This is a genomic window from Pseudomonas sp. FG13, assembly GCF_057809755.1.
On the sequence record NZ_JBMDKO010000021.1, the window covers coordinates 34,031 to 56,103 of the forward strand.

Annotated in this window: 23 protein-coding genes; 10 read left to right on the forward strand and 13 right to left on the reverse strand. The window is 61.4% G+C overall.

The genetic code is table 11. The features are described 5' to 3' along the window. Nucleotides 1–297: 297 nt before the first annotated feature. The gene (gene mqo / locus ACODTO_RS17530) at nucleotides 298–1,803 is read left to right on the forward strand and encodes a malate dehydrogenase (quinone) (RefSeq protein WP_175386195.1); all 1,506 of its coding nucleotides are present in this window, start codon (nucleotides 298–300) and stop codon (nucleotides 1,801–1,803) included. 58 nt (nucleotides 1,804–1,861) lie between these two features. Here the strand turns inward: mqo and ACODTO_RS17535 are convergent, their stop codons facing one another. The 3 genes from ACODTO_RS17535 to ACODTO_RS17545 form a co-directional block, all read right to left on the reverse strand. After that, nucleotides 1,862–2,323: a hypothetical protein gene (locus ACODTO_RS17535; protein WP_139644850.1), complete on the reverse strand. Its 462-nt coding sequence runs from the start codon at nucleotides 2,321–2,323 to the stop codon at nucleotides 1,862–1,864. 190 nt (nucleotides 2,324–2,513) lie between these two features. Further along, nucleotides 2,514–2,801 (reverse strand): PA4642 family protein, encoded by a 288-nt coding sequence (locus ACODTO_RS17540; RefSeq protein WP_139644848.1) that lies wholly within the window; start codon nucleotides 2,799–2,801, stop codon nucleotides 2,514–2,516. 61 nt (nucleotides 2,802–2,862) lie between these two features. Then, nucleotides 2,863–3,348 (reverse strand): hypothetical protein, encoded by a 486-nt coding sequence (locus ACODTO_RS17545; RefSeq protein WP_041022098.1) that lies wholly within the window; start codon nucleotides 3,346–3,348, stop codon nucleotides 2,863–2,865. Nucleotides 3,349–3,519: 171 nt separating this feature from the next. Here ACODTO_RS17545 and dauA point away from each other — a divergent pair, with 171 nt between their 5' ends. Next, nucleotides 3,520–5,259 carry a C4-dicarboxylic acid transporter DauA gene (gene dauA / locus ACODTO_RS17550; RefSeq protein WP_139644846.1) on the forward strand — a complete coding sequence of 580 codons (1,740 nt, stop codon included), beginning with the start codon at nucleotides 3,520–3,522 and terminating at the stop codon, nucleotides 5,257–5,259. Nucleotides 5,260–5,373: 114 nt separating this feature from the next. Here dauA and ACODTO_RS17555 read toward each other — a convergent pair whose 3' ends face one another. Next, the gene (locus ACODTO_RS17555; protein WP_175386191.1) at nucleotides 5,374–5,847 is read right to left on the reverse strand and encodes a WbuC family cupin fold metalloprotein; all 474 of its coding nucleotides are present in this window, start codon (nucleotides 5,845–5,847) and stop codon (nucleotides 5,374–5,376) included. Between the two features lie 3 nt (nucleotides 5,848–5,850). Further along, complete coding sequence (locus tag ACODTO_RS17560) at nucleotides 5,851–6,408, reverse strand: hypoxanthine-guanine phosphoribosyltransferase (protein WP_041020499.1); 558 nt, start codon at nucleotides 6,406–6,408, stop codon at nucleotides 5,851–5,853. A 162-nt stretch (nucleotides 6,409–6,570) separates the two neighbouring features. On the opposite strand from ACODTO_RS17560, the gene upp reads away from it, so the two are divergent. Both upp and ACODTO_RS17570 read left to right on the forward strand, forming a co-directional pair. Then, entirely contained in the window at nucleotides 6,571–7,209 is a 639-nt protein-coding gene (upp, locus tag ACODTO_RS17565) for a uracil phosphoribosyltransferase (RefSeq protein WP_024778135.1), read from the forward strand. 2 nt (nucleotides 7,210–7,211) lie between these two features. Next, entirely contained in the window at nucleotides 7,212–8,486 is a 1,275-nt protein-coding gene (locus ACODTO_RS17570) for a uracil-xanthine permease family protein (protein WP_139644841.1), read from the forward strand. Nucleotides 8,487–8,614: 128 nt separating this feature from the next. Here ACODTO_RS17570 and hemH read toward each other — a convergent pair whose 3' ends face one another. Beyond that, nucleotides 8,615–9,640 carry a ferrochelatase gene (gene hemH / locus ACODTO_RS17575; RefSeq protein ID WP_139644839.1) on the reverse strand — a complete coding sequence of 342 codons (1,026 nt, stop codon included), beginning with the start codon at nucleotides 9,638–9,640 and terminating at the stop codon, nucleotides 8,615–8,617. 13 nt (nucleotides 9,641–9,653) lie between these two features. Then, nucleotides 9,654–10,553, reverse strand: a complete 900-nt coding sequence (locus tag ACODTO_RS17580; protein ID WP_489106803.1) for a TIGR01777 family oxidoreductase — start codon at nucleotides 10,551–10,553, stop codon at nucleotides 9,654–9,656. Between the two features lie 196 nt (nucleotides 10,554–10,749). On the opposite strand from ACODTO_RS17580, the gene ACODTO_RS17585 reads away from it, so the two are divergent. From ACODTO_RS17585 to ACODTO_RS17610, 6 genes are all read left to right on the forward strand, one after another. Then, the gene (locus ACODTO_RS17585) at nucleotides 10,750–11,736 is read left to right on the forward strand and encodes an NAD(P)/FAD-dependent oxidoreductase (protein ID WP_139644835.1); all 987 of its coding nucleotides are present in this window, start codon (nucleotides 10,750–10,752) and stop codon (nucleotides 11,734–11,736) included. 176 nt (nucleotides 11,737–11,912) lie between these two features. Beyond that, nucleotides 11,913–12,872 carry a YbgA family protein gene (locus ACODTO_RS17590; RefSeq protein ID WP_139644834.1) on the forward strand — a complete coding sequence of 320 codons (960 nt, stop codon included), beginning with the start codon at nucleotides 11,913–11,915 and terminating at the stop codon, nucleotides 12,870–12,872. After that, nucleotides 12,872–13,810 (forward strand): MerR family transcriptional regulator, encoded by a 939-nt coding sequence (locus ACODTO_RS17595; protein ID WP_175386187.1) that lies wholly within the window; start codon nucleotides 12,872–12,874, stop codon nucleotides 13,808–13,810. Before ACODTO_RS17590 ends, ACODTO_RS17595 begins: the two co-directional genes overlap by 1 nt. A gap of 13 nt (nucleotides 13,811–13,823) precedes the next feature. After that, nucleotides 13,824–15,278: a deoxyribodipyrimidine photo-lyase gene (gene phrB, locus ACODTO_RS17600; RefSeq protein WP_489106804.1), complete on the forward strand. Its 1,455-nt coding sequence runs from the start codon at nucleotides 13,824–13,826 to the stop codon at nucleotides 15,276–15,278. Nucleotides 15,279–15,399: 121 nt separating this feature from the next. Beyond that, nucleotides 15,400–16,158, forward strand: coding sequence for an SDR family NAD(P)-dependent oxidoreductase (locus ACODTO_RS17605; RefSeq protein WP_139644828.1), 759 nt, complete (start codon nucleotides 15,400–15,402; stop codon nucleotides 16,156–16,158). A gap of 28 nt (nucleotides 16,159–16,186) precedes the next feature. Beyond that, nucleotides 16,187–16,492 (forward strand): YkgJ family cysteine cluster protein, encoded by a 306-nt coding sequence (locus ACODTO_RS17610; protein ID WP_024778144.1) that lies wholly within the window; start codon nucleotides 16,187–16,189, stop codon nucleotides 16,490–16,492. Nucleotides 16,493–16,674: 182 nt separating this feature from the next. On the opposite strand, the gene ACODTO_RS17615 is transcribed toward ACODTO_RS17610, so the two are convergent. The 6 genes from ACODTO_RS17615 to hemA form a co-directional block, all read right to left on the reverse strand. After that, nucleotides 16,675–17,193 (reverse strand): acyloxyacyl hydrolase, encoded by a 519-nt coding sequence (locus tag ACODTO_RS17615; RefSeq protein WP_139644826.1) that lies wholly within the window; start codon nucleotides 17,191–17,193, stop codon nucleotides 16,675–16,677. Between the two features lie 115 nt (nucleotides 17,194–17,308). After that, the gene (gene murI / locus ACODTO_RS17620) at nucleotides 17,309–18,100 is read right to left on the reverse strand and encodes a glutamate racemase (RefSeq protein WP_175386179.1); all 792 of its coding nucleotides are present in this window, start codon (nucleotides 18,098–18,100) and stop codon (nucleotides 17,309–17,311) included. Further along, the gene (locus ACODTO_RS17625) at nucleotides 18,093–18,848 is read right to left on the reverse strand and encodes a molybdopterin-synthase adenylyltransferase MoeB (protein ID WP_489106805.1); all 756 of its coding nucleotides are present in this window, start codon (nucleotides 18,846–18,848) and stop codon (nucleotides 18,093–18,095) included. The genes murI and ACODTO_RS17625 overlap by 8 nt, the downstream gene beginning before the upstream one ends. Then, complete coding sequence (gene prmC / locus ACODTO_RS17630) at nucleotides 18,842–19,672, reverse strand: peptide chain release factor N(5)-glutamine methyltransferase (protein ID WP_489106806.1); 831 nt, start codon at nucleotides 19,670–19,672, stop codon at nucleotides 18,842–18,844. The genes ACODTO_RS17625 and prmC overlap by 7 nt, the downstream gene beginning before the upstream one ends. A gap of 14 nt (nucleotides 19,673–19,686) precedes the next feature. Further along, a complete protein-coding gene (prfA, locus tag ACODTO_RS17635; RefSeq protein ID WP_139644818.1) occupies nucleotides 19,687–20,769 on the reverse strand; it encodes a peptide chain release factor 1 in 1,083 nt (360 codons plus the stop codon). Then, nucleotides 20,766–22,055, reverse strand: a complete 1,290-nt coding sequence (hemA, locus tag ACODTO_RS17640) for a glutamyl-tRNA reductase (protein WP_175386176.1) — start codon at nucleotides 22,053–22,055, stop codon at nucleotides 20,766–20,768. Before hemA ends, prfA begins: the two co-directional genes overlap by 4 nt. Between the last annotated feature and the right edge of the window lie 18 nt (nucleotides 22,056–22,073).

A 22,073-nucleotide genomic window follows, 5' to 3' on the forward strand; every position in this document is an offset into this window, starting at 1 on the left:
CAGCCCAACGACACAGGACCGGATATCGCTCAAGAACCGGCGCCTGAAGCCTGTCCGCTACGGATTTGGTTGCACGAACGGATGTCTCGGCCATAAGTCGAATTGCCTGCCCGGCGCTGAAATGAGTTCATGTGACTCTTGAGGCCAGGCTGCATGCATCCGTAGCAGTTGCAAAAAATTGCGAAGATTCGGACATGGCGATCCTGGCCATGGGTACCTGGGGCGCAACCGACCTGCCCCGCCACTCCTGGCCGCTATGCCGACAATTTGGTGCTGCAGATTTTGGAGACGCGTTAAATGGCGCATAACGAAGCAGTCGATGTAGTTCTGGTAGGGGCCGGCATCATGAGTGCCACCCTGGCCGTGCTGCTCAAGGAGCTCGACCCCGCGATTTCGCTGGAAGTCGTCGAGCTGATGGATTCCGGTGCCGCGGAGAGTTCCAACCCCTGGAACAACGCTGGGACCGGCCACGCCGGGCTGTGTGAGCTGAACTACACGCCGCAGGCGGCCGATGGCAGTGTCGACATCAAGAAAGCCGTGCACATCAACACCCAGTTCGAGGTGTCGAAGCAGTTCTGGACGTACCTGACCAAGAAAGGCACGTTCGGCTCCTCCAAGTCCTTTATCGCCCCGGTGCCGCACCTGAGCTTCGTGCAGGGCGAGAAAGGCGTGGAGTTCCTGAAGAAGCGCTTCGAGCTGCTGAGCCAGCATCACGCCTTCGCCGACATGGAATACACCGAAGACAAAGGCAAGATGGCCGAGTGGATGCCGCTGATGATGCCGGGGCGTCCGGCCGATGAAGTCATCGCCGCCACCCGGGTCATGAACGGCACCGACGTCAACTTCGGCGCCCTGACCAACCAACTGCTCAAACACTTGACCAGCGCGCCCGACACCCAGGTCAAGTACTGCAAGCGCGTCACCGGCCTCAAGCGCAACGGCAGCGGCTGGACAGTAAGCATCAAGGACGTCAACTCCGGTGCCAGCCGCGACGTCGATGCCAAGTTCGTCTTCCTGGGTGCCGGCGGCGCGGCGTTGCCACTGCTGCAAGCCTCGGGCATCGAGGAAAGCAAGGGCTTCGGCGGCTTCCCGGTCAGTGGCCAGTGGCTGCGTTGCGACAACCCGGAAGTGGTCAAGCACCACCAGGCCAAGGTCTACAGCCAGGCCGCGGTGGGCTCGCCGCCGATGTCGGTGCCGCACCTGGATACCCGCGTGGTCGATGGCAAGAAATCCCTGCTGTTCGGACCTTACGCCGGTTTCACCACCAAGTTTCTCAAGCACGGCTCCATCATGGACCTGCCACTGTCGGTACGCGCCGGCAACATCGGCCCGATGCTGGCGGTAGCCCGGGACAACATGGACCTGACCAAGTACCTGATCAGCGAAGTGATGCAGTCCATGGAGCAGCGCCTGGAATCCCTGCGCCGCTTCTACCCCGAGGCGAAAGCCGAGGACTGGCGCCTGGAAGTGGCCGGCCAACGGGTGCAGATCATCAAGAAAGATCCGAAGAAAGGTGGCGTCCTGCAGTTCGGTACCGAGCTGGTGGCAGCCAAGGACGGTACCCTCGCCGCCCTGCTCGGCGCATCGCCAGGCGCTTCGGTGACCGTGTCGATCATGCTGGACCTGATCGAGCGCTGCTTCCCGGACAAGGCCAAGGGAGAGTGGGCGACCAAGCTCGCGGAAATCTTCCCGGCCCGGGAAAAAGTGCTGGAAACCGACGCGGCGCTGTATCGCAAGATCAATGCGCAGAACAACATCGCGCTGGAACTGGTTGAAGACAGCAAGGCTCAAAGTTACGCCTGACCCTCTGTCGTTATAAATAAAAAGCCTCCAACTGATGGAGGCTTTTTATTTTCCGCGTTTATTTCATACTGAACTTGATGCGTGTTCCGCCATGACGAACGTAATCGTCGTCATCCTCAATCTCAAACAACTCTGCGACACAGGAATCTTGGGGTTGTGCATCAACCCAACGGCGATAAGGCATTGTTTGCTCATCACTCACCGGAGCTTTGGCTATATGCCCGAAACTGAAATGGCACTTGCGACTGCCTTGGGTGTAGGTAAAAGACTCCCGCTCGGCGCGCGACTGTGGCAGGTAATAGGTCAGTTCCTGACTCGCGCCGGGACTTACCGAAAAGCCATGGCCTGCATTGGCCGGGTCCTGGGTCCAGGTGAAGTCGCTGCCGGGAACAATCATTGCCGATGTAGCGTTGAAAATCTCCACATTGACGATCTCATCGAACGCATTGGAAACCGAACTTGCCAGGCAACCGAGCAAGGCCAACAACGCCCCAGCGATACATTTGCTTTTATCTTCCATGATGAATACAGCTCCATTAAAACGATTGAATTGAAACCATCCGGTCCCAACGCAAAAGTAATGGAAATCAAACTGAAACAGAACAGTCCGAATGGTGACATAACCTTTCGGACATCTCTTAAAAGAGTATTGAGAAACTAAAAGAAGACGATCAAACGCCCCGAAAGGCGTTAAATCCGCCCTGACACGCTCAGCCGCGCGCCTTGTTGAACAACTCGATGTATTCCTCGGAATTGCGCTGATCCTGGATCAACGCAATGAAGTCGTTACCGTGCTCATCCTTGCCATTGAGGTCATAGCCGGCTTCGACGAAGAAGGTCAGGAAACGCTCGAAATCATCGACCCGCAGGCCACGGTAACCCTTGATCAGTTTGTGCAACGACGGCGAGGTGGCATCGGCCGGTTCGAAATTGAGGAACAGCTTGATCTGTTCATCGCCAATCTCGTCACCAATCACTTGTTTCTTGTCTTTACGCATTGCCGGCTCCAACTCGCACAGTTCACGGGGCAGGCAGTTTACCCCCGGCAGGCCCCGGCGCTCAACGCGGGTGTACCGCTCCGGTGTGCAGATCGGCCCAGACGTGGCCGTTGGCATAGCTGAGGAACTGCACATACACCGTGTCATTGCGCAGCAGATCGATGACCGCCCGATAATGCGCCTGTGGATAAGACAGGGTCAGGGTCTTGCTCGCCTCGTCAAAGACCGGTTTCTTCAGGCTCTTGCTTTCGCCATCGAAGTTGAGGATCACCTGATTGATGGTGGCGCCTTTGTTCAGGGGCTTGCCCTTGAGGCGCACCAGCAACGGCGAAGTCACCGGTATCGGTTGCTGGTTGGACTGACGCTGATTGCCCAGTACCACCGAGTACTCGGTGACTTGCAGCAGTTGCTGCTGTTCGGGCTGCTCCTGGCGCACGGTCAGGTCGTCGGGCGGCAGGAACTGGCTGTGCATCGGCGCGGCAACGGCCACCAGCGGCAGGCTGGAAATCAGAAGCAAGGCGGCACGGCGGCGGATCGATACAATCATGACAGGCTCCGGGATCTTGGCCCCGCACTCTAGCATGAGCATGACCAGTAAAAATAAACGATCCAGGTCAATACCGGGGGACGCCGTAGGAGGCATACTCAAAGGGCCATCATTCTGTCCCTCACCACAGGGAACTCGGTATTGTTTGCCCATTCCTTTTGAGGAGTACCCATGTCCTTCTCCGCGCCACCTCTATTCGCCGCCTGGCGCCAAAGCTGGCGGGCCGGTTATACCCTTGAACGCCTGCGGGGCGACCTGGTGGCCGGGCTGACGGTCGGGATCATCGCCATCCCCCTGGCGATGGCCTTGGCAATCGCAGTGGGCGTGCCGCCGCAACACGGCTTGTACACGGTGCTGGTGGCCGCACCGCTGATCGCCCTGACCGGCGGCTCGCGTTTCAACGTGAGCGGGCCGACAGCGGCATTCGTGGTGATCCTGCTGCCTATCACCCAGCAATACGGGCCAGGCGGCCTGCTGTTGTGCACGATGCTGGCCGGGTTGATTCTGATTGCCCTGGGACTGATGCGCGCCGGGCGTCTGATCCAGTACATCCCTTATCCCGTCATCCTCGGTTTCACCGCTGGCATCGGCGTGGTCATCGCCACCCTGCAACTGAAAGATCTATTGGGCCTGACGACTGTCGGCCAGGCCCGACATTACGTCGAACAACTGGGCGAGCTGATCGTGGCACTGCCGGGCGCCCACCTCGGTGACAGCCTCATCGGCGTCGTGTGCCTGGCGGTTCTGGTCATCTGGCCGCGCTGGGTTCCGCGGGTGCCAGGCCACTTGGTCGCCCTGCTGGTCGGGGCATTGCTGGGCTGGGCACTGGAACGCGGCGGGTGGCCAGTGGCGACGTTGGGGGAACGCTTCAGTTACGTGGTCGATGGCATCAGCCATCCGGGAATTCCACCGTTCCTGCCAAGCTTCGACTGGCCCTGGAATCTTCCTGACGGCCAGGGGCGGCCGTTGGTGCTGTCCTACGACCTGATCCGACAGTTGCTGTCACCCGCCTTCGCCATCGCCATGCTCGGTGCCATCGAGTCGCTGTTATGCGCCGTGGTGGCGGACGGCATGACCGGCAGCAAGCACGATCCCAACGCAGAGCTGATGGGCCAGGGCCTGGGCAACCTGGTGGCGCCGCTGTTCGGCGGCATCACCGCCACCGCCGCGATTGCCCGCAGCGCCACCAACGTGCGCAGCGGCGCATCTTCGCCCTTGGCATCGATCATCCACAGCCTCGTGGTACTGGCGGCGATCATGCTGTTGGCGCCGCTGTTCAGCTACCTGCCCATGGCCGCGCTGGCGGCGCTGCTGGTGATGGTCGCCTGGAACATGAGCGAAGCCGGGCACGTGCTGCACACCTTGCGTATCGCCCCGCGCAGCGATGTGCTGGTGCTGCTGACCTGCCTGGGCCTGACGGTGCTGTTCGACATGGTCCTGGCGGTCTCCGTCGGCCTGCTGCTGGCGGCCGGGCTGTTCATCAAGCGCATGAGCGAGCTGACCGACAGCGCCGAACTGCCACGGCACTTTCACCAGGCGTTACTGGATATGCCTGAGCACGTGCGTTGCTACGGGATTCGCGGCCCGTTGTTCTTCGGTGCGGCAGAAAAAGCCCTGGATGTGCTGCGTCGGTTCGATCCGGGAGTCCGCGTCGTGGTGGTGGAGATGAGCGCCGTGCCGATGCTGGACATGACGGCACTGGCTGCGTTTGAAAACATCCTGAAGGACTACCGCAAGCACGATATCGGCCTGATCCTGGTAGCGACCACCCCGAGAGTGCGCCTGAAGCTGCGCCGAGCCGGCATCCATCGCGAACAGCGCCAACTGGCGTATGTGCAGACTCTGGAGCAGGCACGGATCAAGAGTGAGCATTGGCTGGCGGCTTGTGGGAGCAAGGCTTGCCCGCGATGAAGCTGACGCGGTCTGCCTTCGAAACCGAGGCGCCTGTTCGCGAGCAAGCTTTGCTCCCACAAAAGCCCTGCGCTCCCGCGGGGATAAACCCCCTTGCCACAGGGGGGCGGTGCGTCAGTCGAACTGCGCGCGCATCCAGGTGTGGTACTCAGCCACACCCGACTCGCCTTCCCGGGGCGCCCAGTGGGCCATCTCGCCCTCACCCACTGGCCGGTAAGGGCCGGCCTTGCACTCGAACATCAAGCTGTCGGCTTCCAGCACCACCAGGCCGTGATACACGCCGGCCGGCAGGTCGACGCCGAGGCAATCGCCTCCGGCCTGGAGGATGCGCTTATCCGTCACCGCACCGGCTTCGTCAAAGATCAACACACCCAGGCGGCCCTTGAGCACCAGCAGGGTTTCTGCCTTGTCGGCACCGAGGTGGCGATGGGGCGGGATGTAGGTGGAAGGTTGCAAACCCACCGCCATCCGATGACAGGGCTCGTCCATCTGATGGAAGTTATGGTGCTGCCGGCCGCGAGGGCTGGCCGCGGCTTTCTCGGCCAGCTCATCGAACAGCGTTTGGTCCAGGAAACCCGGGCGAGTCATCGATCACATGCCCTTGACGGCGAAAATACCGTTGGCGTTGCGCCAGTAACCCTTGTAATCCATGCCATAACCGAAGATGTAGCGGTCGATGCATGGCAAGCCGACAAAATCGGCCTTCAGGTCGGGACGAGCCTTGCGGTCGTGGTCCTTGTCGATCAACACAGCGGTGTGCACGGCGCGGGCGCCGGCATGCCGGCAGAAGTCGATGATCGCGCCCAGGGTGTGCCCTTCGTCGAGGATGTCGTCGATGATCAGCACGTCACGGTCGATGAACGAGACTTCCGGCTTGGCTTTCCAGAACAGGTCGCCGCCGCTGGTTTCGTTGCGATAACGGGTGGCATGCAGGTACGACGCCTCCAACGGGAAGTTCAGGTAGGTCAGCAGCTTGCCGGAGAAGATCAGCCCGCCGTTCATGACACAGAACACCACCGGATTGGAATCGGCCAGTTGGTCGTTGATCTGCGCACCGACCCGGGCAATGGCTGCTTCGACTTCGGCTTCGGTATACAGGCAATCAGCCTCCGCCATGATTTGACGGATATGCTCGAGATCAGCGGACATGTTGCTCTCCAGGGGTGCAGGTTCGGAAAAGCGGGCAAAGGTACGCATCCCGCCCGGCCAGATCAAGGGTTTGTGGACTAACGTTCTGTATTGTCTATAGGACAAGCCATCGGGATAGATTAATCTAGCCCGGTTTTTTTGCCCGCCGCCGGAGCCCTCCCCATGCCTATCCTCGAGATCCGCCATCCGCTGATCAGACACAAACTCGGCCTGATGCGCCGCGCCGATATCAGCACGAAGAATTTTCGCGAGCTCGCCCAGGAAGTCGGTGCGCTGCTCACCTACGAAGCCACCAAGGACCTGCCACTGGAATCCTACGAGATCGATGGCTGGGCCGGTGCGGTCCAGGTGGAGAAAATCGCCGGCAAGAAGATCACCGTGGTGCCGATCCTGCGCGCCGGCATCGGTATGCTCGAGGGCGTGCTGAGCCTGATCCCGGGTGCCAAGGTCAGCGCCGTGGGCGTGGCTCGCAACGAAGAAACGCTGCAGGCCCACACCTACCTGGAAAAGCTGGTACCGGAAATCGACGAGCGCCTGGCCATGATCATCGACCCGATGCTCGCCACCGGCGGTTCCATGGTCGCCACCATCGACCTGCTGAAAAAGGCCGGTTGCCGCGACATCCGCGCCATGGTCCTGGTTGCCGCCCCCGAAGGCATCAAGGTGGTCCAGGATGCTCACCCGGACGTCACCATCTATACCGCCTCCATCGACCAGAAACTCAACGAGCATGGCTACATCATCCCGGGCCTGGGCGATGCCGGCGACAAGATCTTCGGCACCAAGCAGAAGGACGCCTGAGCATGCAGGACGAGTTCAACGATCCGCTCTGGCGCCAGGTACTGTCCGGCGCACAGATGCTGTTCGTCGCCTTCGGCGCTCTGGTGTTGATGCCGCTGATCACCGGGCTGGACCCGAACGTCGCGCTGTTTACCGCAGGTCTGGGAACGATTCTGTTCCAGATCGTCACCGGACGGCAGGTGCCGGTGTTCCTGGCGTCGAGCTTTGCCTTCATCACCCCGATCATTCTCGCCAAGGGCCAGTTCGGCCTCGCGGCGACCATGGGCGGCGTGATGGCGGCCGGTTTCGTCTATACCTTCCTGGGCCTGGCCGTGAAGATCAAGGGCACCGGTTTCATCGACCGGCTGCTGCCGCCAGTGGTCATCGGCCCGGTGATCATTTCCATCGGCCTGGCAATGGCGCCGATTGCCGCGAACATGGCGATGGGCAAGGCCGGCGACGGCACTGAGCTGATCCACTACCAGACCGCGATGATGATCTCGATGCCGGCCCTGCTCACCACGCTGATTGTCGCGGTGTTCGGCAAAGGTATCTTCCGTCTGGTGCCGATCATCTCCGGCGTGCTGGTAGGCTTCGCCATGGCGTTTTTCTTCGGCGTGGTGGATACCGGCAAAATCGCCGCCGCGCCATGGTTCGCGCTGCCGGCCTTCACCGCTCCCGTGTTCAACTGGCAGGCGATCCTGTTCATCGTGCCGGTGGCCCTGGCGCCGGCCATCGAGCACATTGGCGGGGTGATTGCCGTGGGCAGCGTGACCGGTCGCGACTACCTGAAAAAGCCGGGCCTGCATCGGACCCTGCTCGGTGACGGCATCGCCACCACCGCAGCCGGTCTGTTTGGCGGCCCGCCCAACACCACCTATGCCGAAGTCACCGGCGCGGTGATGCTGACCAAAAACTACAACCCGAAAATCATGACCTGGGCGGCGATCTTTGCCATCGCCCTGGCCTTCATCGGCAAGTTCGGCGCATTGCTGCAAAGCATCCCGGTACCGGTCATGGGCGGGATCCTGTGCCTGTTGTTCGGTTCGATTGCAGCGGTGGGCATGAACACCCTGATCCGTCACAAGATCGACCTGGGCGAAGCGCGCAACCTGGTGATCGTTTCGGTGACACTGGTGTTCGGCATCGGCGGCGTGCTGGTGGGAACCGGCACCGGCCCGGATGACTTCGGCCTCAAAGGCATCGCGCTGTGCGCGGTGGTGGCGATCGGGCTGAACCTGCTGCTGCCAGGTAACGATGGTTGGAAGCAGAAGAAGGCGGATGAGCCGCTGCTCTGAGATGTTGCCTGACATAGCCCCATCGCGAGCAGGCTCGCTCCCACACTGGATCTCGGTTGGTCACAAAATCTGTGTACACAACCCACCCCATGTGGGAGCGAGCCTGCTCGCGATAGGGCCCGTGAATGTTACAACGCGATCGGCGCCCGTTCGCACAACCTGCTCAACGCCTTGGCCCACTGCGGCTGATCATTGAGACACGGCACTAACACCAACTCCTCTCCCCCGGCCTCGCGGAACTGCTCGCGCCCGCGGTCACCGATTTCTTCCAGGGTCTCGATGCAGTCGGCCACGAACGCCGGACACATCACCAACACCTTCTTGACCCCGCTTTTGGCCAATTCTTCCAGGCGCGCTTCGGTGTAGGGCTCGATCCACTTGGCGCGGCCGAGCCGGGACTGGAACGACACCGACCATTGGCCGTCCTTGAGCCCCATCTGCCGAGCGAACAGTTCGGCCGTGCGAATGCACTGGGCGCGGTAGCACGTCGCAATGACCTCCGGCGGCGCGTTCTTGCAGCAGTCGGCATCCTTGAAGCAATGAAACCCGGTCGGGTCGAGCTTGGTCAGGTGCCGCTCCGGCAAGCCATGGAAACTCAACAGCAGGTGATCGTAATCCTGCATCAGATAGGGCTTGGCGCTGGCAACCAGCGCGTCGAGGTATTCCGGCTGATCGTAGAACGGCTGAAGAATCGAGAACTGCACGTCGAGCTTCTTTTCCCGCACGACCCGCTTGGCCTCTTCGATCACAGTGGTGACGGTGCTATCAGCGAACTGCGGATACAACGGCGCCAGAGTGACCTTCTTGTGCCCCTGGCTCGCCAGGCGCACCAGCGCCGACTCGATGGACGGCTCGCCGTAACGCATCGCCAGTTCCACCGGCCCCTGGGTCCACTGGGTGACCATAGCCTGTTGCAGCCGGCGGCTGAGCACCACCAGTGGCGATCCTTCCTCCCACCAGATCGAGGCATAGGCGTGGGCCGATTGCTCAGGGCGCTTGATCAGGATCAGCGACACCAGCAAACGTCGCACCGCCCATGGCAAGTCGATGACGTAAGGGTCCATCAGGAATTGATTGAGGTAGCGGCGTACATCGGCCACCGAAGTGGAGGCAGGCGAACCCAGATTCACCAGAAGCAACGCGTGATCGGTCATGCAACGTCCTATTTCAAAGGCGGCTGGACAAGTCGTCCAGTGCCGCAGGCAAATCCGTGAACCGGAAAGTGAAGCCCGCCGCCTGCAACCGGGCCGGCGTGGCGCGCTGGCCGCCCAGCAACAGCAGTGACAACTCCCCCAGTGCGATTTTCAGTACCAGCTCCGGCATCGGCATCACGGCGGGCCGATTCAACACGTGCCCCAGGGCCTTGGCGAAATCGCGATTACGCACCGGGTTCGGCGCGCAGGCATTATAAGGACCGCTGGCGTCACCGCGGTGCAGAAGAAAATCAATCAGGGCGATTTGATCATCGATGTGGACCCATGGCATCCATTGCCGCCCATTGCCGATACGCCCACCCAGCGCCAGTTTGAAGGGCAATAGCAGCCGCGACAAAAAGCCGCCCTCGGCGGACAGGACCAGGCCGGTGCGAACCAGTACCACACGTATGCCCATGGCCTCGGCCCGTTGCGCGGTTTCTTCCCAGGCGATACACAGTTGGCTGGCGAAATCCTCGCTGACCGGCCCCGACTCCTCGGTCAATTCCCGTTCGCCGCCGTCGCCGTACCAACCCACCGCAGAACCTGAAATCAACACGGCGGGTTTGCGCTCGCAGCGCTCCAGCCACGCCAGCAAGACCTCGGTCAGGGTGATGCGGCTGCTCCACAACAACATCTTGCGCTTGTGGGTCCAGGGTCGATCGGCAATCGGCGCGCCCGCGAGATTGACCACCGCGTCCACCGGTTCGTCGATCTCATCGAGCTTGGCGATTCCCCGCACTTGCGCACCGCAGATTTTGGCCACCTCTTCGGCTCGGCGGCTCCATACCGTCAAGCGATGTCCCTGCTCCGACCAGAGGCGGCAGAGCTGACGTCCGATCAAACCAGTACCGCCGGTCAGCAATATGTGCATGAGATGATCCTCGCAGCGCGTTTTACCTGGCCCATTAGTCTATTTTTATAAGCAGGGATTTTTCGTATCGGACAGGGTCTGTGTTTAACAATAGGTCAACCTGTTCAAATGCGAACGGTAAAACTTATACCAAAAACCCAAATTGTACAGATTTACGCGACGGCGTAGTCTGTACAGAAAGGTAAACGAGGCCCCCATGACTGTACCCATCGCAATCATCGGTACCGGCATCGCCGGACTCTCAGCCGCCCAGGCCCTGACGGAGGCCGGGCATGTCGTTCAACTCTTCGATAAAAGCCACGGCAGCGGCGGGCGCATGTCCAGCAAACGCAGCGACGCTGGCACCCTGGACATGGGCGCGCAATATTTCACCGCCCGTGATCGCCGCTTCGTCACCGAAGTCCAGCGTTGGCAGGCCAACGGCTGGGCGGCGGAGTGGAACCCGCAACTCTACAACTTCCAGGACGGACAACTGACCCCTTCCCCGGACGAACAGACCCGCTGGGTCGGCACCCCGCGCATGAGCGCCATCACCCGCGCCCTGCTCGGCAAGTTGCAAGTGCAGTTCTCCTGCCGGATCACCGAGGTATACCGCGGCCAGGAACACTGGCACTTGCAGGACGCGGAAGGCTTCACCCATGGCCCCTTCGGCCAGGTCGTCATCGCCACTCCCGCGCCCCAGGCCACCGCGTTGCTGGCGGCCGTGCCGAAACTGGCCGGGGTGGCGGCCGGCGTGAAGATGGACCCGACCTGGGCCGTTGCCCTGGCCTTCGAACAGGCGTTGGATACGCCCATGGAAGGTTGCTTCGTGCAGGACAGCCCCCTCGACTGGCTGGCCCGTAACCGCAGCAAACCGGGACGCGACAGCAAGCTCGACACCTGGGTATTGCACGCCACCAGCGACTGGAGCCGGCAACACATCGACCTGCCCAAGGAAGCGGTGATCGAACACCTGCACGGTGCCTTCGCCGAACTGCTGCACAGCGCCATGCCCGCCCCGAGCTTCAGCGTGGCCCATCGCTGGCTCTACGCCCGCCCTGCCGGCAACCATGAGTGGGGCGCCCTGGCCGATGCCGACCTGGGCTTGTACGTGTGTGGCGACTGGTGCTTGTCCGGCCGGGTCGAAGGTGCCTGGCTCAGCGGCCAGGAAGCCGCGCGGCGCTTGCACGCCAGCCTCCAGTAGATCGCGTCATCCTGCACCCTCCGCTGCTGTCGAACGAGACGGCAGCCTGCCCGCGAATAACGCCAGCGGCCTCTCCCCTCATGCGAACCGGGTTGACTTGTACAGCCATGGATCTATGATGAATAAAATTGTACAAACAAACATAAATTGTACAAGTTTATACACCAGAGGTGCCCATGCCCGACTCAGCCATGATCCGCCCGAAAATAGCCATCAGCGCTTGCCTGATGGGAGCCGAAGTTCGCTTCAACGGCGGGCATAAGCAGTCACAGCTGTGCAGCCGTCTCGCGGAACACTTTGATTTCGTGCCGGTCTGCCCGGAAGTCGCCATCGGCCTGGGCATTCCGAGAGAGCCGATCCGCTTGGTGGGCGATCCCGAACACCCCGAAGTGGTCGGCACGGTGACACAGGACCTCAACGTGACCCGTCCCTTGGTCAATTACGCTCGGCAAATGGCTGCGGAACTGGATGACATCTGCGGCTACATCTTCATGCAGAAATCGCCGTCATGCGGACTGGAGCGGGTCAAGGTCTACGACCATAACGGCGCGTCGCAGCCAGGTGGCGGACGAGGCGTCTACGCCCAGGCATTCTGCGACCTCCACCCGGACTTGCCGGTGGAAGAAGACGGCCGCCTCAACGATCCGGTGCTGCGGGAGAACTTCCTGACCCGGGTGTTCGCCTACGCCGCCTGGCAACCGCTGCGCCGCAAGGGCCTGACCCGGCGGGACCTGATCGCGTTCCACTCGCGCTACAAATACCTGCTGATGGCTCACAATCCCGTGCAGTACAAAGTCCTGGGCAACCTGTTGGGCAACATGGGCAAGACCGACCCCAACGAGTTGGGCCCGCAATACTTCAGCGCCCTGATGGCCGCCCTGAAAAAATGCGCCACCCGCCGCACCCATACCAATGTATTGCAGCACCTGAGCGGTTATCTCAAACGCGCCATCGACGCCGAGGACAAACAGGAAGTTCAGCATCTCATCGCCCAGTACCGCCTCGGCATCGTACCGCTGGTCGTGCCACTGACCCTGCTCAAACATCACCTTCGCCAACATCCCGATCCCTACCTGGCGCAGCAGGTCTACCTGCAACCGCACCCGGAAAATCTCAGTTTGCGGAACGCCATCTGATGAAAGGCGATACCGACTCCAGCGCAGGTGAAGACCTTGGCGCCGATTTCGCCCAAGCCCTGGCGGAAGGCTGGCTTCCCATACGCGAGGTGGCGCGGCGAACCGGTGTCAACGCCGTGACGTTGCGAGCCTGGGAACGCCGTTATGGCCTGATCGTGCCGTTGCGGACCCCCAAGGGCCATCGGTTGTTCAACGCCGAACATGTGCAGCGAATCCTGAGTATTCTCGCCTGGATCGACCGAGGCGTGACGGTCAGCAAGATCAAGCCCTTGCTCGACACACCGCAGCCGCCCAGCGAGCCGCTGGACAGCGATTGGCAGCAACAGCGTCGCGCCCTCGTGCTGGCAGTGACACAACTGGCCGAGCGCCAGGTCGATGACCTGGTCAACCAGGCAATGGGGTTGTACCCGCCCTGGACGGTGTGTGAACAGCTGCTGCTGCCGTTGCTGGAGGAGATGCAGTTGCGCTGGCAGGGCCTGTTCGGCGCGCAATTGGAAAGGGTGTTCCTGTACTCCTGGCTGCGCAGCAAATTCGGCAGTCGGATCTACCACAACAACCGTCAGCTACGCGGCGCGCCGCTGCTGCTGGTCAATCACTCGGACGTTCCCCTGGAACCCGGCCTGTGGCTCACCGCCTGGCTGGCGAGCAGCGCCGATTGCCCAGTGGAAGTCTTCGACGGGCCGATACCGGCGGGCGAACTGGCCTTGGCGGTCGAGCGCCTCAAGGCCCGCGGCGTACTGCTGTATTCCAGTCACGCCCTGAACCTGTCGCAACTGCCCAGACTGCTGAACGGAATCGACTGCCCGATCTTCATTGCCGGCACCGCCGCCTCGATCCATCACGCCAGACTCTCCGCCAGCGGCTCGATGAAGGACATCACCTGGGCCGAAGACCCTTTATCGGCCTACCGCGAGCTGAGTCGCAAAGCACTTCTTTGAAATGGAAAACCCCATGCAACTGATCTGGCTGCGCAGCGACCTGCGCCTGAACGACAATACCGCGTTGGCGGCAGCCGCGTCCCAGGGGCCTTGCGTGGCGGTGTACCTGACGAGTCCCGGGCAATGGCGCGCCCATGATGATGCACCATGCAAGATCGATTTCTGGCTGCGTAACCTGGCTTCGTTGAGCGCAGCCTTGAGCGAACTGAACATCCCCTTGCTGATCCGCCATGCGCCGCACTGGGATCAGGCTCCGTCGGTACTGCTCACGCTGTGCCGTGAACTGAACATCGACGCGGTGCATGTCAACGAAGAATACGGAGTGAATGAAGCCCGGCGCGATGCCGAAGCAGCCCGAAGCCTGAAAGCCCAGGGCATCGCTTTTCACAGCTACCTCGACCAGTTGCTGTTCAAGCCCGGCAGCGTACTGACCCGGACCGGCAGTTATTTCCAGGTGTTCAGCCAATTTCGCAAAGTCTGCTACAGCCGCTTGCACCTTTCGCTGCCGAAGCTGATCCGCGCACCGTCCCGGCAGGCACCGACCGGTATCCACAGCGATCCGGTGCCAACGCAGGTAGAAGGGTTTGCCCTTCCCAGCGACTCCCTGCGCACCCTCTGGCCCGCCGGTGAAAACGAAGCCCGGCGACGCCTCGACACCTTTGTCGATCAACACCTGGACTTCTACCAAAGCGAACGAGACTTCCCGGCCAGGCCCGGTACCAGCCAGCTTTCGGCTTATCTGGTGGCGGGTGTGGTCTCGCCGCGCCAGTGCCTGCACGCCGCATTACAAGCCAACCAGGGCGAATTCGATAGCGGAAGTGTCGGAACCGTGACCTGGATCAATGAATTACTGTGGCGTGAGTTTTATAAACACATTCTAGTGGGCTTTCCTCGTGTGTCCCGTCATCGCGCGTTCCGCCCGGAAACCAAAGCCCTGGCCTGGCGCAATGCGCCTGAAGAACTGACAGCTTGGAAGCAGGCTCGCACCGGTTTGCCAATCATCGATGCAGCCATGCGCCAATTATTGGAAACAGGATGGATGCATAACCGTTTACGAATGGTCGTCGCGATGTTCCTCACCAAGAACCTGCTGATCGACTGGCGCGAAGGCGAGCGCTTTTTCATGCAGCACTTGATCGACGGTGACCTGGCCGCCAACAACGGCGGCTGGCAATGGAGCGCTTCCACCGGCACGGATTCGGCGCCCTGGTTCCGCATCTTCAACCCCTTGAGCCAATCGGAGAAATTCGACCGTGAGGGCCGGTTTATCAAACGCTGGTTGCCTGAGCTGAACGATCTGGATACGCAAGAGGTCCATAATCCTTTGGGCGGATTGTTTGGTCGCGCGAACTACCCGGCGCCGATCGTCAATCTCAAACAATCCCGGGAGCGTGCGCTGGCGGCTTTCAGGAATCTGCCGGCGCGACAACAGGCCATGTCCGAAAAGCCGGGCGATCAGCGAACATGAAATTAGCGAAATCCAGGGTCGCGTCCAACTATGCGAGATATAGTCAGACTAAACGCAAGGACTTTGCTGTGAATGGCCGCTACCCGTCGCGGCGTGCCGCCCCGATCAGAAGGAGTATGGAATGGGTCAGAGACCACCACGGCGATATTGGCTGACGGGCGCTGGTAACGGAGTCGGCGCTTCGTTGGCCCAGGCAATACTCGAAACCGGGGCGAACCTGGCCATCAGTTCACGCTCTGCTCAATCCTGCGAAGCCCTCTCGACACGTTATCCAGGCCAGGTATTGAGGATGCACGGCGACTTGACCGACGGCCAGACGGTACGTGACATCACTGATCAGATCGCTCAGCAGTGGGGGGCGCTGGACACGCTGATCCTGAACGCCGGCACCACCGAGTACGTCAACGGTCAGCTCCCCGACGCTTCTCTCATCGAACATATTGTGCGCAGCAACCTGTTGGTCGCCAGCCTTTGCATCGAAACAGCCTCGCCATTGCTGCGTGCCGGCACCGCGCCCCTGCTGGTGGGAATCATCAGCCCGGCAACTTACCTGCCACCGTCCCATACCGAGGGCAGCAGTGGAGCAATGCGTTATCTATTCGAATCGGCTCGCGCCTCCGAACACATCGACGTAACGCTCGTTCGCCCGGACTTCGATAGCGCGCTTGGGAGCCTGGCGAATTTTCCGGCCACACCAGGGGCGGCGGACGAATCGGCCGCTTACATCCTGAGCCAGTTGGTCGAACGGCCTCAGGAAGTGCTGCTCCCGATCACGGCCCTGGCCGCGCTGTGGCCGTTACCGCCATCGGGCCAGACGGCACAGGCGGACATCGATCCTCGTCAGATAAGCGCCACCTCACCGATCAAGGGTCGACCCTGAGCGGCCCGCTTGCCTTACACTGCGCGCCATGGAAACCATCCCTCTTGCTGACCTCACCGCACCGACCGTTACGTGTTCAACGTGCGCGGCGTGCTGCTGCCAATTGGAAGTACTGCTGATCACCGACACCGGCGTCCCGCAACGCTTCATCGCCACGGACGATTGGGGTGGGGAAGTGATGTTGCGCCTCGATGACGGCTGGTGCGCGGCGCTGGATCGCGACAGCATGAAGTGCACCATCTACGAAAAGCGCCCGCTGATCTGTCGGGAGTTCGAAATGGGGGCACCGGAATGCATTGAAGAACGCCGCGGGATTACGACGGCGTATCGGTAGAACATCACCGCCACTATCGCGAGCAGGCTCGCTCCCACAGGGATCAGCGGGGGATATCAGACTCGCGGCTACCCGCGAAACAGTGTGGGAGCGAGCCTGCTCGCGATAGCGGTAGCGCAGTCGACATCAAAGCCAACTGCACCAGCGCCGTTGCAAGCAACTGCTCCCCACAGGTTCAGGTATTACAACGGCATCGTGTAGTGCAGGGCGTAGCTTTCCACGCCATCGTTATCCGACTTGATGCCCGCGTTGGAATAGTGAGTGGCGCGAATGCCCACTTCATGTCCGCCAGTGAAGCGCAGGCCAAAGCCGATGCGGTCTTCGAACTGGAACGAGCTACCGAGCTTGTTATCTTCCAGCTCGGTCTTGTCGAACAGCGCAACGCCTATGCCGGCCTCGACGTAAGGCTTCACGCTTTCACCGGAAAATTCATACACGAAGACCGGCGAAAACGACAGGCTGTGGTTACTGGACGTCTTATCCCCTTCCCAGTAAGTGTAGGCACCGCTCCAGTAGCCGGTCAGACGGCCTACGTCGCTTTGCCACCAACTCTTGTCCCAATCGAATTGCATCCCCAGACGATAAGTCATGGTCGAGTCGCTGGTCTGGCCGACCCCGAACTCCACACCTGCTGCCTGTGCGGTATAGGTGTGCCCCAGCAATGCAGCCGCAAATGCGGCAAAGCAGAATAAGCGCTTCATTAGAAACATCCTTTTCCGAACGACATAGTTAGTTTTTTGTTACAAACAGACAAAAGTATAGAAATCCGCGCCGGAACAGAAGTTCAGCAGCATTTACGGAATTTTCACATTTTGCTTACAGAGAGAAGCTTCGCACAAGGCCAGACGAATGCCATAGCGTCGGTAGGATATTTCTTAAATGTGTCGGATCAGCGCTCGTCCAAAACTGCGTTTCGCTGGCCGGTCCCTTCGCCAACAACCCACGCTCGGCCAACAGGCGCTGAAGTTGCCGGGCCACGGCTGCACCGGTGTCGATCAGGCTGATGTGGTCCGGGATCATTTGCTTGAGCAATGGCCTGAGGAACGGATAGTGCGTGCAGCCCAGGATCAGCGTATCGCAGCCCGCTGCAAGCAACGGGTCAACGTAATGTTGCAACAACTGATACAACGCCGGACTGCGTAAGTCACCTGCCTCGATCAGTTCCACCAGTCCCGGGCACGGTTGAGTGATGACCTGCACATCGGTGGCGAAACGGTCGAGCAAGGCGGCGAATTTGGCGCTCTGCAAGGTACCGGTGGTGGCCAGTACGCCGACAATACCGCTGCGGGTGGCGGCGGCGGCCGGCTTGACTGCCGGCTCCATGCCAACGATGGGCCAGTGGGGGAAATCGCGACGCAAATCAGCCACCGCTGCGACCGTTGCGGTGTTGCATGCCACCACCAGCGCCTTGGCGCCCTGGCCGAGGAGAAAATCGGCAATAATCGCGCAGCGCTGTCGGATGTATTCCGGCGTTTTTTCGCCGTAGGGGATATGCCCGCAGTCAGCCACGTACAACAGCGACTCGTTCGGCAGCAGCCGACGGATTTCACCCAGCACCGACAACCCGCCGACGCCCGAGTCGAGGACACCGACCGGCGCTTCACTCATGTGGGTCACCACAGATACTGCAGGCCGGGTCACGCTTGACCCGCAACTCACGGAACCGCGTACCCAGGGCATCGATCAACAGCAGGCGCCCTACCAACGGCTCACCAAAACCGGCCAGCAACTTCAAGGCTTCGAGGGCTTGCAAACTGCCCACCAGGCCCACCAGCGGCCCAAGCACCCCTGCTTCGCTGCAGGTCAACTCGGCCTCGCTGCCATGGCCATAGAGACAGTGGTAGCAAGGGCTTTCGGGACGGCGTGGGTCGAACACCGACAGCTGGCCCTCGAGACGGATCGCCGCCCCGCTGACCAGCGGCTTGCGCGCCGCAACACATGCCGCGTTGACCGCGGTACGCGTCGAGAAATTATCGGAACAGTCCAGCACCAGATCCACCCCCGCGACAGCCGCGGCCAGGCTGTCCTCGTCCATGGCCGTCGGATGAGGCACCAGTCGCACCTCGGGATTGATCGCCGTGAGACGACGCTGGGCCGAATCGACCTTGCTCAGGCCGATGCTGTCGGTGTCATGGATGATCTGGCGTTGCAGGTTGGTCAGGTCGACCGTATCGAAGTCCGCCAGGTGCAGTTCGCCAACGCCGGCGGCGGCCAGATACAACGCCACCGGCGCACCAAGGCCGCCGAGACCGACGATCAATGCACGACTTTGCTTGAGGCGCAGTTGGCCGTCGATGTCGACATGTTGCAACAAAATCTGCCGGCTGTAGCGCAACAGCTCCTGATCGTTCAGCACGGCAGGCACCCCAGGCTGATGCGTTCATGGCCGCCCAGGTCCTTGCGACTGTGGACCTCGGCGAAACCCTGAGCCTGCAACAGATCCCGCACCGCCTCGGCCTGATCGTAACCGTGCTCGAGCATCAGCCAGCCGCCCGGTGTCAGGTGATCCGGCGCCTGGGCAATGATCTCGCGCAGGTCATCGAGCCCATCCTGGCCCGCGACCAATGCACTGGCAGGTTCGAAACGCACGTCGCCTTCGGCCAGGTGCGGATCGGCGGCGGCAATATAAGGCGGGTTGCTGATGATCAACTCGAAACGCTCCCCCTCCAAGGCGCTGAACCAGTGACTGCTCAACACCGTGACGTTGACCAGACCAAGGCGCTGACGATTGCGTTCAGCGAGGGCCACGGCCTCCAGCACCCTATCGACCGCCGTGACCTTCCAGGCCTGGCGCTCGCTGGCCAGCGCCAGGGCAATCGCGCCGCTGCCGGTGCCCAAGTCCAGGACCCTGGCCGCAGTGGGCGGCAACAAAGCCAGCGCGGTTTCCACCAGCAACTCGGTGTCGGGACGCGGGATCAGGGTATGGGGCGCGACTTCCAGGTCGAGCTTCCAGAAGCCCTGCTGCCCCAGGATATAGGCCACCGGCTCGCCGGAACGACGACGACGCAGGTATTCGGAAAACAGCAGGGCGGCCTCGCTTGGCACGATCCGCTCGGGCCAGGTGTGCAGGAAGCTGCGGGACTTGCCCAGCGCAGCCGCCAGCAGTAACTCGGTATCCAGTTTTGGCGTGGGTGAATCCGGCAGCTCGGCGGCGCGTAGCAGACTGGCGATGATGGTCATGTGTTCACCTTTGTTTACTCGCCAATCGCGGCCAATTGGTCGGCCTGGTATTCGGCCAGCAGCGGTTCGATCACGGCATCGACACCACCGGCCAGAATTTCATCCAGGGAATACAAGGTCAGGTTGACCCGGTGATCGGTGACCCGGCCCTGGGCAAAGTTGTAGGTGCGGATGCGCTCGGAACGATCCCCCGAACCCACCAGCAACTTGCGCTCGCTGGCGATGGCATTGGCGGCGGCACTGGTCTGCTGGTCGTTGAGCTTGGCCGACAGCCAGGCCATGGCCCGGGCGCGGTTCTTGTGCTGGGAACGCTCTTCCTGGCATTCGACCACGATACCCGAAGGCAAGTGGGTGATGCGGATCGCCGAGTCAGTCTTGTTGACGTGCTGGCCGCCCGCGCCGGAGGAACGGTAGGTGTCGATCCGCAGGTCCGCCGGATTGATTTCGATGGCTTCCTGTTCGTCCGGTTCGGGCAATACCGCCACCGTGCAGGCCGAGGTATGAATACGCCCCTGGGATTCGGTGGCCGGCACACGCTGTACACGGTGGGCCCCGGACTCGAACTTCAGCTTGCCATAGACGTTGTCGCCTTCGACCCGAGCGATGACTTCCTTATAGCCGCCATGCTCCCCTTCGTTCTCCGACAGGATCTCCACGCGCCAGCCACGCCGCTCGGCGTAGCGCGAATACATGCGAAACAGGTCGCCGGAAAAGATCGCCGCTTCATCGCCGCCAGTACCGGCGCGGATTTCCAGGAACACGTTACGCCCGTCGTTCGGATCCTTGGGCAGCAACATGCGCTGCAGATTGCTTTCCAGCTCGACCAATTGTTCCTTGGCCTCACGCACTTCCAGAGCCGCCATTTCCCGCAGGTCCGGGTCGCTGTCCTTGAGCAGTGCCTGGGCACCGGCGAGGTCGTCCTGAATTTTGAGCAACTGTTTATAGGTCGCGACAATCGGCTCGACTTCCGCGTACTCCTTGGAATAGGTGCGGAATTTGTTCTGGTCGGAAATGACTTCGCCATCGCCCAGCAAGGCGGTCAGTTCTTCGAAACGGTCCTGGAGGGTGTCCAGTTTATTGAGCAGTGACGCTTTCATTGCGATTTCTTATCCGAAAAGCTATCCGGTGAACCCTCACCGAGGGCAAAGAGTTCCTGGGCCATGGCCAGTGCATCGAGGCGGCCCTCTGCGGTCAGTTTCTTGAGCTGGACGCTGGGGGCGTGGAGCAATTTATTGGTCAGGCCACGGGCCAGTTGCACCAGCACTTCCTCAGCGCTGCCGCCGTTGGCCAGCAGGCGCTGGGCCTTTTGCAGCTCCTCATCGCGCAGGCGTTCGCTCTGCTGACGATAGGCCTTGAGCACATCCACCGCGGCCAGCTCGCGCAGGCGCACCATGAAGTCCTCGGCGCCAATGGAGATCATCTCCTCCGCCGCCTGGGCTGCGCCCTGCCGGCTCTTGAGGTTTTCGGCGACCACTTCGTGCAAGTCGTCGACGCTATAAAGGTACACGTCGTCCAATTCGCCGACTTCCGGCTCGATGTCCCGGGGTACGGCAATGTCCACCATGAAGATCGGCTTGTGCTTGCGCAGCTTCAGGGCGCTTTCCACCGCGCCCTTGCCGAGGATCGGCAACTGGCTGGCGGTGGAACTGATGACGATGTCGCTGTGCACCAGCTCGGCCGGGATATCCGACAGCAGTACCGCGTGGGCACCGAACTGTTCGGCCAGGATACTGGCCCGCTCCAGGGTCCGATTGGCGACGACAATGCGCTTGACCCCCAGGTCGTGCAAATGGCGGGCGACCAGGGTGATGGTCTCGCCGGCACCGATCAGCAGCGCCTGGCTGCGTTGCAGATCGCTGAAAATCTGTTTTGCCAGGCTGACGGCGGCAAACGCCACGGACACCGGGTTCTCGCCAATGGCCGTGTCGGTGCGTACCTGCTTGGCGGCGTTGAACGTGGCCTGGAACAACCGCCCCAGCAGCGGGCCGACCGTACCGGCCTCGCGAGCCACGGCATAGGCCGACTTCATCTGGCCGAGGATCTGCGGCTCGCCCAGCACCAGAGAATCGAGCCCGGAGGCGACACGCATCATGTGACGAACGGCCGCATCGTCCTCATGCACATAGGCACTGGCACGCAGCTCCTCGAGGCTCAGGTCGTGGTATTCGGCCAGCCAGCGCAGCACGGCATCGACCGAAACATGATCCTGTTCTATATAAAGCTCACTGCGATTGCAGGTGGAGAGGATCGCAGCCTCACGGCTCTCGGTGAGCCGGCAGAGCTGCTGCAGGGCCTCCACCAGCTGCTCAGGCGTAAAGGCCACGCGCTCGCGGACGTCTACTGAAGCAGTCTTGTGGTTGATACCAAGTGCAAGGAAGGCCATTCAAGGTCGCTGATGGTG

Bases quoted from the DNA above. Each gene is read 5' to 3' on its own strand.
- dauA (WP_139644846.1), top strand. From the start codon at position 3,520: ATGTCCTTCTCCGCGCCACCTCTATTCGCCGCCTGGCGCCAAAGCTGG.
- prmC (WP_489106806.1), bottom strand. From the start codon at position 19,672: ATGACCATCATCGCCAGTCTGCTACGCGCCGCCGAGCTGCCGGATTCA.
- hemA (WP_175386176.1), bottom strand. From the start codon at position 22,055: ATGGCCTTCCTTGCACTTGGTATCAACCACAAGACTGCTTCAGTAGAC.
- ACODTO_RS17595 (WP_175386187.1), top strand. From the start codon at position 12,872: ATGAAAGGCGATACCGACTCCAGCGCAGGTGAAGACCTTGGCGCCGAT.
- murI (WP_175386179.1), bottom strand. From the start codon at position 18,100: ATGAGTGAAGCGCCGGTCGGTGTCCTCGACTCGGGCGTCGGCGGGTTG.
- ACODTO_RS17540 (WP_139644848.1), bottom strand. From the start codon at position 2,801: ATGCGTAAAGACAAGAAACAAGTGATTGGTGACGAGATTGGCGATGAA.
- ACODTO_RS17560 (WP_041020499.1), bottom strand. From the start codon at position 6,408: ATGTCCGCTGATCTCGAGCATATCCGTCAAATCATGGCGGAGGCTGAT.
- ACODTO_RS17535 (WP_139644850.1), bottom strand. From the start codon at position 2,323: ATGGAAGATAAAAGCAAATGTATCGCTGGGGCGTTGTTGGCCTTGCTC.
- ACODTO_RS17585 (WP_139644835.1), top strand. From the start codon at position 10,750: ATGACTGTACCCATCGCAATCATCGGTACCGGCATCGCCGGACTCTCA.
- upp (WP_024778135.1), top strand. From the start codon at position 6,571: ATGCCTATCCTCGAGATCCGCCATCCGCTGATCAGACACAAACTCGGC.
- ACODTO_RS17555 (WP_175386191.1), bottom strand. From the start codon at position 5,847: ATGACTCGCCCGGGTTTCCTGGACCAAACGCTGTTCGATGAGCTGGCC.
- hemH (WP_139644839.1), bottom strand. From the start codon at position 9,640: ATGACCGATCACGCGTTGCTTCTGGTGAATCTGGGTTCGCCTGCCTCC.
- ACODTO_RS17610 (WP_024778144.1), top strand. From the start codon at position 16,187: ATGGAAACCATCCCTCTTGCTGACCTCACCGCACCGACCGTTACGTGT.
- ACODTO_RS17545 (WP_041022098.1), bottom strand. From the start codon at position 3,348: ATGATTGTATCGATCCGCCGCCGTGCCGCCTTGCTTCTGATTTCCAGC.
- ACODTO_RS17605 (WP_139644828.1), top strand. From the start codon at position 15,400: ATGGGTCAGAGACCACCACGGCGATATTGGCTGACGGGCGCTGGTAAC.
- ACODTO_RS17570 (WP_139644841.1), top strand. From the start codon at position 7,212: ATGCAGGACGAGTTCAACGATCCGCTCTGGCGCCAGGTACTGTCCGGC.
- mqo (WP_175386195.1), top strand. From the start codon at position 298: ATGGCGCATAACGAAGCAGTCGATGTAGTTCTGGTAGGGGCCGGCATC.
- ACODTO_RS17615 (WP_139644826.1), bottom strand. From the start codon at position 17,193: ATGAAGCGCTTATTCTGCTTTGCCGCATTTGCGGCTGCATTGCTGGGG.
- prfA (WP_139644818.1), bottom strand. From the start codon at position 20,769: ATGAAAGCGTCACTGCTCAATAAACTGGACACCCTCCAGGACCGTTTC.
- phrB (WP_489106804.1), top strand. From the start codon at position 13,824: ATGCAACTGATCTGGCTGCGCAGCGACCTGCGCCTGAACGACAATACC.
- ACODTO_RS17580 (WP_489106803.1), bottom strand. From the start codon at position 10,553: ATGCACATATTGCTGACCGGCGGTACTGGTTTGATCGGACGTCAGCTC.
- ACODTO_RS17590 (WP_139644834.1), top strand. From the start codon at position 11,913: ATGCCCGACTCAGCCATGATCCGCCCGAAAATAGCCATCAGCGCTTGC.